Source organism: Tenacibaculum aquaeponti (assembly GCF_057221555.1).
Genome location: NZ_CM170147.1, coordinates 2,827,193 through 2,841,723, shown reverse-complemented (window position 1 = coordinate 2,841,723; position 14,531 = coordinate 2,827,193). Strand labels below are relative to the sequence as shown.

At 30.4% G+C, this 14,531-nt stretch carries 13 protein-coding genes; 11 read left to right on the top strand and 2 right to left on the bottom strand.

Going from position 1 to position 14,531, the window contains the following annotated elements; all coding sequences use genetic code 11:
* Nucleotides 1–36: 36 nt before the first annotated feature.
* Nucleotides 37–792: a UDP-2,3-diacylglucosamine diphosphatase gene (locus AC2TEO_RS12845; RefSeq protein WP_442267765.1), complete on the top strand. Its 756-nt coding sequence runs from the start codon at nucleotides 37–39 to the stop codon at nucleotides 790–792.
* A 181-nt stretch (nucleotides 793–973) separates the two neighbouring features.
* On the top strand, nucleotides 974–1,123 hold the full coding sequence (locus tag AC2TEO_RS12840) for a T9SS type A sorting domain-containing protein (RefSeq protein WP_442265215.1): 150 nt from the start codon (nucleotides 974–976) through the stop codon (nucleotides 1,121–1,123).
* A 77-nt stretch (nucleotides 1,124–1,200) separates the two neighbouring features.
* Here AC2TEO_RS12840 and AC2TEO_RS12835 read toward each other — a convergent pair whose 3' ends face one another.
* The gene (locus AC2TEO_RS12835) at nucleotides 1,201–2,520 is read right to left on the bottom strand and encodes a RagB/SusD family nutrient uptake outer membrane protein (protein ID WP_442265214.1); all 1,320 of its coding nucleotides are present in this window, start codon (nucleotides 2,518–2,520) and stop codon (nucleotides 1,201–1,203) included.
* Between the two features lie 10 nt (nucleotides 2,521–2,530).
* On the bottom strand, nucleotides 2,531–5,491 hold the full coding sequence (locus AC2TEO_RS12830; protein ID WP_442265213.1) for a SusC/RagA family TonB-linked outer membrane protein: 2,961 nt from the start codon (nucleotides 5,489–5,491) through the stop codon (nucleotides 2,531–2,533).
* Nucleotides 5,492–5,702: 211 nt separating this feature from the next.
* Here AC2TEO_RS12830 and AC2TEO_RS12825 point away from each other — a divergent pair, with 211 nt between their 5' ends.
* The 9 genes from AC2TEO_RS12825 to AC2TEO_RS12785 all read left to right on the top strand — a co-directional run bounded on the left by AC2TEO_RS12825 (nucleotide 5,703) and on the right by AC2TEO_RS12785 (nucleotide 14,496).
* Nucleotides 5,703–6,692, top strand: coding sequence for an AAA family ATPase (locus AC2TEO_RS12825; RefSeq protein WP_442265212.1), 990 nt, complete (start codon nucleotides 5,703–5,705; stop codon nucleotides 6,690–6,692).
* Between the two features lie 73 nt (nucleotides 6,693–6,765).
* The gene (locus AC2TEO_RS12820; protein ID WP_442265211.1) at nucleotides 6,766–7,095 is read left to right on the top strand and encodes a hypothetical protein; all 330 of its coding nucleotides are present in this window, start codon (nucleotides 6,766–6,768) and stop codon (nucleotides 7,093–7,095) included.
* A gap of 1 nt (nucleotide 7,096) precedes the next feature.
* Nucleotides 7,097–7,963 (top strand): DUF58 domain-containing protein, encoded by an 867-nt coding sequence (locus AC2TEO_RS12815; RefSeq protein WP_442265210.1) that lies wholly within the window; start codon nucleotides 7,097–7,099, stop codon nucleotides 7,961–7,963.
* A 1-nt stretch (nucleotide 7,964) separates the two neighbouring features.
* Nucleotides 7,965–9,047: a hypothetical protein gene (locus AC2TEO_RS12810; RefSeq protein WP_442265209.1), complete on the top strand. Its 1,083-nt coding sequence runs from the start codon at nucleotides 7,965–7,967 to the stop codon at nucleotides 9,045–9,047.
* Nucleotides 9,037–10,041, top strand: coding sequence for a vWA domain-containing protein (locus AC2TEO_RS12805; protein WP_442265208.1), 1,005 nt, complete (start codon nucleotides 9,037–9,039; stop codon nucleotides 10,039–10,041). The genes AC2TEO_RS12810 and AC2TEO_RS12805 overlap by 11 nt, the downstream gene beginning before the upstream one ends.
* Nucleotide 10,042: 1 nt before the next feature.
* Complete coding sequence (locus AC2TEO_RS12800) at nucleotides 10,043–11,083, top strand: VWA domain-containing protein (RefSeq protein WP_442265207.1); 1,041 nt, start codon at nucleotides 10,043–10,045, stop codon at nucleotides 11,081–11,083.
* A gap of 2 nt (nucleotides 11,084–11,085) precedes the next feature.
* Nucleotides 11,086–11,883 (top strand): TPR repeat aerotolerance protein BatC, encoded by a 798-nt coding sequence (gene batC / locus AC2TEO_RS12795; RefSeq protein WP_442265206.1) that lies wholly within the window; start codon nucleotides 11,086–11,088, stop codon nucleotides 11,881–11,883.
* Nucleotides 11,884–11,974: 91 nt separating this feature from the next.
* On the top strand, nucleotides 11,975–13,732 hold the full coding sequence (batD, locus tag AC2TEO_RS12790; RefSeq protein WP_442265205.1) for an aerotolerance protein BatD: 1,758 nt from the start codon (nucleotides 11,975–11,977) through the stop codon (nucleotides 13,730–13,732).
* A complete protein-coding gene (locus tag AC2TEO_RS12785) occupies nucleotides 13,729–14,496 on the top strand; it encodes a tetratricopeptide repeat protein (protein ID WP_442265204.1) in 768 nt (255 codons plus the stop codon). The genes batD and AC2TEO_RS12785 overlap by 4 nt, the downstream gene beginning before the upstream one ends.
* Nucleotides 14,497–14,531 lie beyond the last annotated feature (35 nt).

The window sequence follows — 14,531 nt, the reverse complement described above, 5'->3', positions numbered from 1 at the left end:
ATAGTTATTTTTACCAAAATTTTAGGTTTGATTTCAATAGATATCCCAACAGATAAAAAAGTATATTTTGCCTCAGATCAACACTTAGGAGCACCTACAAGAGAAAAAAGCTTTCCTCGAGAAAAGAAGTTTTTAAGCTGGTTAAATGAAATAGAAAAAGATGCTGAAGCTATTTTCCTTTTAGGTGATTTATTTGATTTTTGGTTCGAATATAAAACTGTTGTTCCTAAAGGATTTGTTCGCGTTTTAGGAAAGTTAGCACAACTAAGAGATAATGGAATTCCGATTTACTTTTTTGTTGGAAACCATGATCTATGGATGAAAGATTACTTTGAAACAGAATTAAATATCCCTGTTTACTTTAAGCCTAAAGAATTCAAAATCAACAACAAAATTTTTTTAATTGGACACGGAGATGGCTTAGGTCCACATGATCTTGGTTATAAAAGAATGAAAAAAGTTTTTACTTTTCCTCTTTTTAAATGGTTATTTAGATGGTTACATCCAGATTTAGGAGTTCGCTTAGGTCAATATATGTCGGTAAAAAACAAAATGATTTCTGGAGATGAAGATTTTAAATTTTTAGGGGAAGAAAAAGAATGGTTAGTTCAGTATTGCAAACGTAAGCTAGAAACTAAACATTACGATTATTTTGTATTCGGACATCGACATTTACCTCTTGATATCACACTTAACAAAAATAGTAAATACTTTAATCTTGGTGACTGGGTTCAATATTTCACTTATGGAACTTTTGCTAGTTCTAAATTTACACTCGACAAATACGAATAACTATTTTTTAATCTTTTTTCACTAAAAACAAAAAGGGATTTCACCCATAAAAAACTAACTAACAAGACCATACTATTGTTTTTAACATGAAAATTGCATAACACATTTTCACTTAAAAACATGAATATGATTAAAAGAATTACCTCTATTATTTTTCTACTTATAACTTAATGATAGGATTTTGAATAAAGAGGTTAAATCTTATAAAAACTTAAACACCCAAAAAAGTTTGGTAAACTCTCAAGGATTAAATTCAGGTATTTACATTGCTAAAATAAGTACAACTGAAGGTGATAAAACAATACGACTCATTAAAAATAAAATTTATTAAACTCATAATCAAAATTTAAGCAATAAAAAAAGTAATCTCAAACGAGATTACTTTTTCATTTTATTACTGTTTTTATTTTAATTCACATTTTCACTAAATGGAGTTGGAAAAGCATCTAAAGCATTATCTCCCATTCTATCTAAAGGCAAGAAATTAACATCATTTAATCTTCCTGTTCTTCTTAAATCAATCCACCTATGTCCTTCTCCAATTAAAGAGTACCTTCTTTGGTTTAGCACCTCTAATTCCAAAGCAGTATCTGTTGTAGCTCCAGAATAATTTGCTAATCCAGCAGCGTTTCTAATCACATTTATTGCATTTACAGCTTCAGCATTATTAGTTCCGATATTAGCTTCTGCATAAATTAAAATTAACTCTTCATTTCTGATTAAATATACAGGATCGGTATTACTCGTATATAAAGCCATTTGATGTGTTGCTGTTAAATCGTCAAACATTCTTGGTGTTGATAGCATAAATGACTTATTTGCAACTCTTGTATCTCCAGCTTCAGCATCTGCAATCCAAGAATTATGAATCATATACTCTTGACCAGATTGACCTAAAACATAAAATTGAGCATTTAAAACATCGTTTCCTGTAGCACCAAAAACATGAGCAACTCCTACATTTAAAGCTCCTGAAATATCAAAGAACGAATTACTTAATAATGATAAAGCATCTGATTTATTCCCTTGATATAATGCTACTCTAGCCGCTAAAGCTCTATTGAAAGTAGCAAATGTTGCTGGTGTAGCAAACCCATCATAACCAGAACTAATAGGAAAGTCGAAAGTTCCTCCACCGTTTGTTAAATCTGAATTTGCATCATTCAATAAATTTCTAATTGCGGTTAAAGCTTCTGGGTATCCTAAAAACGGACCTAAATTATCTGGATCTGCAACATCTACTCTAATTCCATTACTGAATTGACGATTAGCAACCATTAATAACGCATAAGCTTTAATTGTATTTGCATATCCATAATAAGAACGTTTAGTCGCATCTGAAAAACCTGCTTCAGAATTTTCAACAGCAGTTACTAAAACATTTGCTGCTTTTACAACTCTATACCAAGCAGAATAAGCACGTGTTGTTAAAAATCCATTATTATCTAAAGGCCCTTTTAACAACTCTCCTGTATATCTTGGATCTGTTCCTGTTAAATCATAATACTCTCTACCGATATAGCTAATTGTCTGATAGTGAAACTCTAAATCATTTCTCATTACTGCCTCTAATCCTACTGCTAAAGATTGAACATCAGCCTGAGAAGCTCCATCTGCAAAACTCTCTAAAGTAGGAGCATTTTCGTTAGGTAAATCTTCTAATTCACAACTTGTAAAAAAAACAGCTGTGAACACTAATATTAAAATTGAAATTTTATTTTTAAGCATTGTATTTTTTTTAGAAGTTAACATTTAAATGAAAGTTAATAAACTGAGAAGCTGGATAAGGAGTTACTTCTACATTGTTTGCTAAAACATTATTTCCGAAGTTAGAAACCTCAGGATCGTAACTATTATAATCGAAAATATTAATTAAGTTTCTACCAGAAATTCCAACTTTCACTCTTTCAAAACCTTTAAATACATTTTCGTCAAATGTGTAATACAAACCTACTTCACGTAATCTAATATATCCTGCATCTTCAATTACTGGTGCTGGATTAACGAAAGCCAAACTAGATCTATACTCTCCGTTCGTTTGTACTCCTAAAGGATCTAAACCAGTATCATCATAATCCCAAGTAGTACCTGCTAAATCATAAAGTAAAGTTGTTAAATTAATTCCATCTCCACCTTTTTTCCAATGCCACAAAAATGTTAAATCAAAGTTTTTATAACTAATCTGGTTTTGCCATGACATTTGAAAATCTGGCTCTGCATTACCATACACAGCAAATCCATCTCCTTCTGGATCTATTTGCGCTATAGCTTCTGGAGTTAATCCAGTACTATCGTATGTACCTACAATTTGTGTAGCACTAAATCCTTCTTGAATGTAAAAAGTTCCTAATGATGATGCAAATCCTCCTGTTGTAAAGGCAGGAACATCTAAACGAGTGATTTCAGAAGTATTTTTCCACCATTTTAAATTAGCACTCCAAGAAAAATCTTCTTTCTCTATTATGTTCGCGTTTAAACCTATTTCGATACCATTATTAGCTAAAGCACCAGCGTTTTTAGACTCTCTTGTTTGTCCACTTGACGTAGGAATTTGATCTTGAATAATTAAATCTTCGATTTCTTTGTTATAAAAAGTAGTTTCTAAAACAACTCTATTATCAAATAGTCCTAAATCTAAACCGTACTCTAATTCTTTTTGACGCTCTGGCTTGATATTTGGATTTCCTCTTAATGTCCCAGGAGCTAAACCAGAATTACCATCAATAAATTGTCCAGATGTTAGTGTAAACTTGTTTCCAAAAGGAGGAAATCTTCCTGCCTCACCATAGGCTACTCTTGGTTTAATTGTTGAAAAAATTTCAGACTCAAATAATCCTAATTTATGGACATTAACTGCTAAACTCGCTTTAGGATAATAGAAAATTTCATCTGCACTACCATTATTTGTAGACTTATCACCTCTAATACCTAATGTTCCAATAATTTTATCTGCATAATTAATTTCTTCTTGAACAAAGAAACCTGTATCCTCTTGTAATCTTATATCTTGAGTAACAGAAGAATTTTCCGCAAGCCCTAAGTTAGTTAAAGAACCATTAAACCCTGTTCCAACAGTGATTACAGTATTACGATCAAAATCTTGCAAGAAAGTACCTACCTGAGTTGTAAACCCTAAACCATTTTCAAAATCTAAATTATAAACCAAAAATGCAGAAAGGTTATAGTTGGTATTTACTGTAGTACCAGAAATAGCAGCACCTCTTAATGTGCTTGGATCTCTAAAGTATGATAAACTTCTTGGAAAAATATTTGTTGTTCTTAAAGTATATTGATCAAAACCTAATTCTAAAGTTAACTTTAATCTATGCATATCAGAATCTAAAATCTGTAAGTTTGATTTAGCACTTCCAATAAAACGATTCACGTTTTCTCTATTTGTAGTATTCGCTACAGTTTCTAAAACATTAGATCCAGCGGCTCCTGCTGGAAAAACACCATTAACTGGAGATAAATCTTCCCAAGGGAATGTAAAAGCCAAGGCGTAACCAACAGTTCTGTTAGCATTACCATTATTAAAAAAACCTCTATCAGCCTCAGAATTAATGTAATTAGACGTAACATAAATATCTAACCAATCTGTTAATTTCTGACCTAAATTTAATCTAAATGAAGTTTTTTCATATCCTGTATTTTCTACCAAACCAGGCTCATCTTTATGAGTAACTCCAAAGAAATAATCCGATTTATCATTTCCTCCAGAAGTAGTAAATCTTGATGTTGTAGAAACTCTTGTATGATCGAAAAGCTCTGCTTCATAATCATTCAAAGTTGCATTTGCTGGCCCTCCTGCTGCAGTTATTTCTGCCTGATCCCAATCTCTTAAACCTAACAACCTTGTTGGACTTCTTAATCCTACAGTTTGAGAAAAAGAAACTCTAGGTTTACCAGATTTTCCTCTTTTAGTAGTAATAATAACAACTCCTCCTGCTGCTCTTGAACCATAAAGTGCAGCTGCAGATGCTCCTTTTAAAATCTCAACATTTTCAATATCCTCCGGATCAATATCTGCAATCCTGTTTGAAGCGTCATCTTGATTTGTAGAGGTATTTCCTCCTCCTGCTGCTTCACTCACTATATTATTACCTGATGAAATTGAAGAGTTATCCACATAAACTCCATCTACAATAAATAAAGGTTGTTGGTTTCCAAAAACAGAAGTTACTCCTCTTAACCTCATAGATATTCCTCCACCAGGAGCTCCTGAATTTGCTCTAATTTCAGCTCCTGTAAATTTTCCTGACAAGGCACTATCAAATCCAGATTGATTTGTTACTTGCGCTAATTGAGCTGCTGATACACTAGCAACTGTATTGGCTAAATTCGATCTTTTCGTAGTTGTTGCTAATCCTGAAATTACTACTTCTTCTAAAACATCTGAATCTTCTTTTAATGTTACGTTAATAAATTTTGATGCAGAAGTAATTTTAATTTCCTGGTTTGCAAAACCTAAAGAAGATATAACTATTGTAGTTGGTATTTTTTTTACAGTTATACTGAATTCCCCGTCCCCGTTTGTTGAAGTTCCATTAGTAGTTCCTTTTTCAATTACATCTGCAAAAGGAATGCTTTCCCCGGAAGCTTCGATTACTTTCCCCTTTATAGTTTGTGACGATAAGCTAAAACTCACAAACGTCAATAAAAAGAAAAAAAGATTTTTTTCTAATGATTTTTTTCTCATAGATAAGAAGTGTTTTTAATTAATATTCGGTTAAGCCCTCAATTTAGTAAAATAAAATATTAAAAAATGTTAAAATTATTCCAACCCCTTAATTAACAATCGTTTTATTTATTAAAATCTTCAAATACCTTTAACCTCACTTTAACAAGAAAAAAATTGTTAATATTGTAGCTTTGTTCACTTAAAATCATAACTAATAATTTCTTATCACATGGACGTAGATGTTAGAGCGATTAACGAAAAAATAGAGAGAGAGAGTGCTTTTGTTGACCTTTTGACCAATGAAATGAATAAAGTTATAGTAGGTCAGAAAACAATGATTGAAAGACTTTTAATAGGTTTACTAGGAAATGGACACATTTTACTTGAAGGTGTACCAGGTTTAGCAAAGACTTTAGCTATTAATACATTATCTAAAGCTGTACAAGGTAGTTTTAGTAGAGTTCAATTTACACCAGATTTACTTCCTGCTGATGTTATTGGTACTATGATTTATAACATAAAAGATAATGATTTCTCAATTAAGAAAGGACCTATTTTTGCCAACTTTGTATTAGCGGATGAGATTAACAGAGCTCCTGCTAAAGTTCAATCTGCATTACTTGAAGCAATGCAAGAAAGACAAATTACTATTGGAGATGAGACTTTTAAATTAGACGAACCTTTCTTAGTAATGGCAACTCAAAACCCTGTTGAACAAGAAGGTACTTATCCGTTACCTGAAGCACAGGTTGATCGTTTCATGTTAAAAACAGTAATTGATTATCCTAAATTACAAGACGAACAATTAATTATGAGACAAAGCTTAAACAATAGCTTTGGTAAAGTAAACCCAGTTATTTCTTTAGATCAAATTCTTAAGGCTAGAGAAGCTGTAAATGAGGTTTACATGGATGAAAAAATAGAAAAATATATTTTAGATATAATTTTCGCTACACGTTATCCAGAAAACTATAATCTAGAAAAACTTAAACCTTTAATAAGTTTTGGATCTTCTCCTCGTGGTAGTATCGCATTAGCTAAAGCAGCTAAATGTTATGCCTTTATCAAACGAAGAGGATATGTTATTCCTGAAGATGTTCGTGCCATGACAAAAGATGTATTACGTCACAGAATTGGCATTACTTACGAAGCTGAAGCAGAAAACATGACTTCTTTAGATATTATTAATGCAATTATTAACGAAGTTCAAGTTCCATAAATTACCAAACTAAAAATCAACAAAACTAGCCATTCAACAAAACTAAATTAATCCCTTAAATTTTTTGCTAAGAATGACTTTCAAATTAACAACGTACAAAACACTAACAGGAAAAAAAGAAATTTTAGAAACTAAACAACAAAAAAACACACAAGCCATAGTTTACCAAAATGATAAACCATCGTTTTGGGTAGATTGTTTCGATTTAAAAACAGAATCAAATGTTCAAATGAACTATTTAGTATTGTGTCAAAAAAGAAGTATGAAGGAGGTAATTAAAGAAATCGCTAAAAAGAATAATGTAAATATTACTATTCAAGAAGCACCTTTATTTTCAGTAAAATCAGATTCTATTGATACTGAAATTCAATTACCACCTTTACCATTAGAATGGTTAAATTAATATGAATACCAAAGAGTTATTAAAAAAAGTTCGTAAGATAGAGATTAAGACAAAACGTTTGTCTAATCACATTTTTGGAGGAGAATACCACTCAACCTTTAAAGGTCGTGGTATGACTTTCTCCGAAGTGCGTCAGTATCAATATGGTGACGATATTAGAGCGATAGATTGGAATGTTACTGCTCGATATAACGAACCTTATGTTAAAGTTTTTGAAGAAGAACGCGAACTTACAATGATGCTCATGGTAGATGTTTCTGGATCAGAATCTTTCGGGACATCAGTTCAATTTAAAAGAGATACTGTAACAGAAATTGCTGCTACATTAGCTTTTTCAGCAATTCAAAACAATGATAAAGTTGGATTAATCTTGTTTTCTGATCAAATTGAATTATTCATACCTCCAAAAAAGGGAAAAAGCCATGTACTTAGAATTATCCGTGAACTTATAGAATTTTCTCCAAAAAGCTCAAAAACAAATATAAACGAAGCCTTAAAATTCTTATCTAGTGTAATGAAGAAAAAAGCTATTGTTTTTATGTTATCTGACTTTATTGATGAAAACTATATGAAAACATTAAAAATTGTTGGAAATAAACATGATTTAACAGGAATTCGAATTTACGATAAGTTTGATGAAGAAATTCCTAATCTAGGAATGGTTCCAATGTTAGATAATGAAACCAAGGAAGTACGATTAATTAATACCAGTTCTAAATCTTTACGAAATAAATACAAAGCTAATGCACTTCGTTTAAAAGATGAATTCCAAACTTCTTTTAAGAAAAGTGGATTAGGAACTATTAACATAAGAGTTGACGAGAATTACGTCAAAAAACTATTAAGTTACTTTAAAAACAAGGCATAATTTGAAAAATTTATTACTATACATAGTATTATTACTTTCTATTCAAGCTATTTCGCAAACTGGTCCTGTTCAGGCTGAAGTGGATACTACGAATATTCGTATAGGTGAACAGTTTCAATATAAATTATCTATAGATGGTACAGAAAATGTAATCATTCCTAAGCTAGAATTGAATGGTTTAGAAATGATAGATAGTCTTAAACTAGATACATTAAAAAACAAACTTGTTCAGAAATATATTTTAACTGGCTTTGATAGTGGATCTTTTTATATCCCTAGACAACAAATATTTATTAGAAACCAAACTTTTTTTACAGATAGTTTATTAGTTAATGTAGCTACAGTACCTGTAGATACAACTCAAGTAAAAATGTTTGCTATTAAAGGAATTAAAGGAGAACCTCTTCGTTTCAGTGATTACAAGCATATTGTTTTTTGGGTTTTAGCCATATTTCTCTTAGTAGGTTCTGTATTATATTTCGCTTTAAAAAGAACTAATGATGATCAAATTCAAACTTCAGAGCAACTCTTATCTCCATATCAAGAAGCTTTAAAAAATTTAAAGGTACTTGATGGAAAATTATTGTGGCAAAACAATCAAATTAAAGAACATTATAGTGAATTAACTCACATTATTAGAAATTTTATTGAACGTGAACTTCATATTCCTGCTTTAGAAACGACTTCTGACGGACTTATAGAAAGCCTAACAGATTTCAAAGATTCAAACTCAATTATAGCAGAAAAAGAAACAATTGATAAACTAAACGGTTTACTAAAACAAGCAGACTTAGTTAAGTTCGCAAAATCTAAACCTTTAGCTCACGAGATTGAAGCTGATAGAAATATTGCTAAATATGTAATTGACAATTTAAAACCTAATGGTGTAGATACCGAAACTACTGAAGTGGATTTAGAACCTATTATTATTGTTGAAAAACCAATAGTAAAGAAACCATCTATACTTGTTAAAATAATTACTATTACCGTATTACTTTTAATAATAACTGTTATTATTTACTCTGTATCTAAATCAGCTCCAGAATTAAACTCATTAAAACCTCAAGTAACAAATGTTCAATAATTTTGAATTCCATAATCCAGAATTTTTGTGGTTATTAATTATTGTACCACTTTTAGCTTTGTGGCTTTTTTCTAACAGAAAAAAAGAGAACACATTACTTTCAGTACCTAACCTAAAAGGTTTTGGCACAAGTGGTTCTTTACTACCAAAACTAAAACCATTTTTACATGTTTTTCGACTTTTAGCATTAGCCGCTTTAATTGTTGCTTTAGCTAGACCAAGAAATGTTTCTGTTAGTAAAAAAACAAAAACAAATCGAGGTATTGATATCGTTATGGCAATAGATGTTTCTGCTAGTATGTTAGCTAAAGATTTAAAACCTAACAGACTTGAAGCTTTAAAACGAGTTGCTATCGATTTTGTTAATAGAAGACCAAACGATAGAATAGGTATTGTAGTTTATGCAGGAGAAAGTTTTACACAAACACCAATAACCAGTGATAAATCTATCGTAAAAAGAACCATTTCAGAAATTAAATGGGGACAATTAGAAGGTGGTACAGCTATTGGTATGGGACTAGGTTCTGCAGTTAATAGACTAAAAGAAAGTAAGGCAAAAAGTAAAGTAATTATTTTACTTACAGATGGTGTAAACAATGCTGGTTTTGTAGATCCGAAAACTGCTACAGAATTGGCAAAAGAAATAGGAATTAAAGTATATACTATTGGTATAGGAACTAATGGTATGGCTCCATTCCCATGGGCAAAAGACCCAAGAACTGGTAAATTATCTTTTAGAAATCAGAAAGTTGAAATTGACGAAAAATTATTACAATTTATCGCCGATGAAACTGAAGGTGAGTATTTCAGGGCAACCGACAATACTTCTTTAAAAGAAATTTACGATGAAATAGACAAGTTAGAGAAAACTAAAATTGAAGAATTCAAATATTATAATTACACAGAAAAGTATCGACTTTTAGTGATTTTAGCAGGAATATTCTTGATTTTAGAATTCATATTAAGAAACACGTTATTTAAAAGCTTTATATAACATGTATAAAATAGAAGAACCAATATATTTTACCCTTTTCATTATCATTCCAGTAATGATTATCATTTTTTTATTGGTTTTATGGTGGAAAAAAAATACCCAAAAGAAGTTTACTAATACAGAGCTATTGACAAAATTGGCTCCTAATGCCTCTACATTTAAACCTATTTTAAAACTTATCTTTTTATTAGTCGGTTTAAGTTTTTTAATTATTTCTTTAGTAAACCCTAAAATGGGAACTAAACTCAAAACTGTAAAACGCGAAGGAGTTGATATTATTTTTGCTTTAGATGTTTCAAAAAGTATGTTAGCTAAAGATATTGCTCCGAACCGTTTAGAGAAATCAAAACAAATCATCTCTAAAATTATAGATAAGCTAGGAAGCGATCGTGTTGGAATAATCATTTATGCCGGAAATGCATATCCTTTACTTCCGATCACAACCGATCATGCGGCAGCTAAAATGTTCTTGCAAAATGCAAATCCTGATATGGTTTCTAGCCAAGGAACAGCAATTAATGAAGCTCTAGATCTTTCTAAAACATATTATAACAACGACGAACAAACTAATAAGTTTCTAGTAATTATTTCTGATGGAGAAGATCATCAAGAAGAAACTAAACAAAAAGCTCAAGATATAGCTAATGAAGGCGTAAAAGTATACACAATTGGTGTAGGAACAGAAACTGGTGGTCCGATTCCTATCGAACTTAATGGCGGACATATTGGTTATAAAAAGAACAGACAAGGTGAAACTGTAATTACCAAACGTAAAGCAGACGTTTTAGAAAGTATTGCAAGTGTAGCCAATGGAAAATATATTGACGGAAACAAAACCGAACAACCTGTAAAAATGATCGAGAAAATTATTTCAAATGCTCAAAAAAGTGAGTTTGAAACCACCCAATTTTCTGATTATAAAGATCAATTTCAATGGTTCATCGGTATTGGAATACTATTCTTAGTAATAGATTTGTTTTTCTTTGAAAGAAAAACAAAATGGATTAAAAAAGTAGACTTGTTTAACGAAAAGGAATCATAACCATGAGATTGTTTATTAATTTTTGTACTGTTTTCTTATTACTAACAAGCACTTTTATTGGTGCTCAACAAGACACACTAAAACTTCAACGTGAAGCCAGATCTTTACTGCGTGAAGGAAATGAGTTATACAACAAAGAAAAATTCAATGAAGCTTCTATTGCATACAGAAAAGCTTTAGGCAAAAACAGTAAATACGATAAAGCGAGTTACAACTATGGAAATTCTTTATATCAAGGAAAGAATTTTAAAGAAGCTGTATCTCAATACGAACTCACTACGAAAACTTCTAAATCTAAAGCAGAAAAGGCTGAAGCATTCCATAATATTGGAAATGCAATGATGGAGCAAAAACAGTTTGAACAAGCTGTAGAAGCTTATAAAAATGCTTTACGAAATAATCCTAATGATGATGAAACTCGTTATAATTTAGCTGCTGCTCAAAAGCAAGTAAAAAAGCAACAACAGCAAAATAAAAACGACAAGAACAAGAACAAAAAAGACAAGAAGGATAATAAAGATCAGAAAAAGGACAACAAAGATCAAAAGGATCAGAATAAGAAAGATCAAGATAAAAAAGACGACAATAAAGATCAAAAGGATAATAAAGATCAGAAAGATCCGAAAAAAGACAAACAAGATAAGAACAAACAAAAACCCAAACCTCGTCCAGGTAAAATGACACCTGAACAAATGAAACAGCTATTAGAAAGCTTAAATAACGAGGAAAAGAAGACTCAAAAGAAAATGAACGTTAAAAAATCAAAAGGTAGAAAAATAAAACAAGAAAAAGACTGGTAAGAATTAAGAAAATTTTAAGGATCAAAATCTTAAAAATCAATTAATTTATACTTCGGAAAAATAATTATTTTTGTGCGTTTTTGAATAACAAATGAAATTGAAGTTTATAACATATATACTAACATTAGTATCGCTAACAGTTTTTGCTCAAGATGCTAAATTAACAGCTACGGTAAGTAAAAACAAACTTGGAGTGAATCAACGCTTACGAGTTGAGTTTGCTATAAACAAACAAGGTGCAGATAATTTCAGTCCACCAAGTTTTAAAAATTTTAAAATAGTAGGAGGACCAAGTCAATCTGTTAGTCAATCGTGGATTAATGGTAAATCAACATTCTCTCAATCTTATACCTATATAATTCAACCTTTAAGAAAAGGAGAATTTAACCTTCCATCAGCAAGTATTCAACTAAATGGAATAACTTTAAAATCTGAACCTGTAAAGATTATTGTTACTGCAGCTGTAAAAACACCTAAAAACCCTAATGATCCAGATTATATAGCTGAACAAAACATCCATTTAGTAGCTGAAGTCTCAAAAGGGAAGCCTTATGTTGGAGAAGGTATTTATGTAGAATACCGACTGTATTTTAGTAATAATGTTGGTATTTACGACAATGCTATTACAGAATCTCCACAATATATTGGTTTTTGGAATCAAGAAATAAAAAACAACAATTACGATTTTAAAACAGCTATGTACAATGGTGAACAATATAGATATGCTGTTTTACATAAGGCTTTATTAATTCCTACAAAATCAGGGAACTTAACTATTGATCCTATGAAGATGGATATATTAGTTGCAGTTCCTACAGGAAGAGCAGACTTCTTTGGAAACCCAATCACAAGAAGAGTTAGAAAACAATACGCCTCTGCAAAAAAAATAATTAAAGCTAAAGCTTTGCCTGAAGAAGGAAAACCTGATAGTTTTACTGGAGCGGTTGGTAATTTTGAATATACGTTAACTTCTAATAAAAACACATTAAAAGCTAATGAATCTTCAGAATTAAAAGTGGAAGTTTCTGGTTTAGGGAATTTAAAATTATTTGAACTTCCGAAGGTTGAAACACCAAAAGAACTTGAAGTATATCAACCCGAGAGAAAAGAGAATGTAAAAATCTCTACTTCTGGTTTAAAAGGATCTGTTACAGACACATACACTGTTGTACCTCAATATAAAGGAAAATATAAAATACCTAGTACTGAGTTTTCATATTTCAATCCTAAAGACAATAAATATCATACGATTAGTACAGATGACTTATTTGTTAATGTAACTGAAGGAAAAGAATTAGTATCAACTACTGAAAATCAAGTAAGAAAACAAGATGTGCAGGTAACAGGAAATAACTTTAGATTTATACAAACTTCTACATCGTTAGGAGTAATTGATACATCTAAATTTTTCAAATCTATTCCTTTTTATTTCCTTCTTTTACTTCCTTTAATAACTATACCATTTGCTATTTTTATTGGTAAAAAGAAAAATAAGAGAGATGCTGATATATTAGGAAACAAACAACGTAAAGCAGATAAATTAGCAAAAAAATATTTATCCGAAGCTAGTCAACAATTAGGTAATAAAGAAGAATTTTATGAAGCTTTAGAACGTGCTTTACATAATTACCTTAAAGCTAAACTAAATGTTGAAACATCAGATATAAGTAAAGAAAAAATAACTGAATTACTAGATAATAGAAAAGTTCAAATTTCAATTATTGATGATTTTATTGATGTATTAAAGCAATGTGATTTTGCAAGATACACTCCAATAACAAATACTCAAATGAATGAAGAGTATAATAAAGCTAAACAAGTAATAACCTCATTAGACAGACAATTATGATGAAGAGAATAATTTGGTTACTTACCTTAGTTGTAACTACCAACTTTACTAACGCACAGAACTCCGATGAGCTTTTTAACAAAGCTAATAACTTATATAAAAACGGTTCTTATGAACAAGCTGTAGAGTTATATAAAAGTGTAATAGAATCTAAAAACGTTTCTTCTGAATTATTTTATAACCTTGGTAATTGTTATTATAAGCTTAACAAAGTAGGTCCTTCGATTTATAATTACGAAAAAGCTCTATTGCTAGATCCTTTAAACAAAGATGCAAAAAACAACCTTGTGTTTGCTAAGCGCTTAACTTTAGACAGAATTGAAGAGTTACCAAAGTCTGTTTTACAAAAATTTAATGAAAATTATATTAGTAAAATCAGTTTTAACAACTGGGCTGTCGTAGCAATAATGTTTTCTATTTTGACATCGCTATTTTTCATTTTATATTACTTCTCGAGTAAACCAACAAAAAAAAGAATATTTTTCGCTACAAGCATTTTATGCTTTATTGCGTTAATATTTTCTATTTCGATTACTTATCATCAATATAATAAGTATAACAATACTATTGAGGCTATTGTATTTTCAGATGAAGTTTCTGTAAAAAACGAACCTACTATAAATGGTGATGAAATCTTTACTCTTCATGAAGGAACTAAATTAATTGTTATTGACGAAGTAGATGATTGGAAAAAAATACTCTTAGCTGACGGTAAAATAGGCTGGTTAAAAAGTAAATCTATAAAAGAACTAAGCCTTATTTAAGTTTTTTTAACAAGATTTTTAACGTTTTGTTTCTT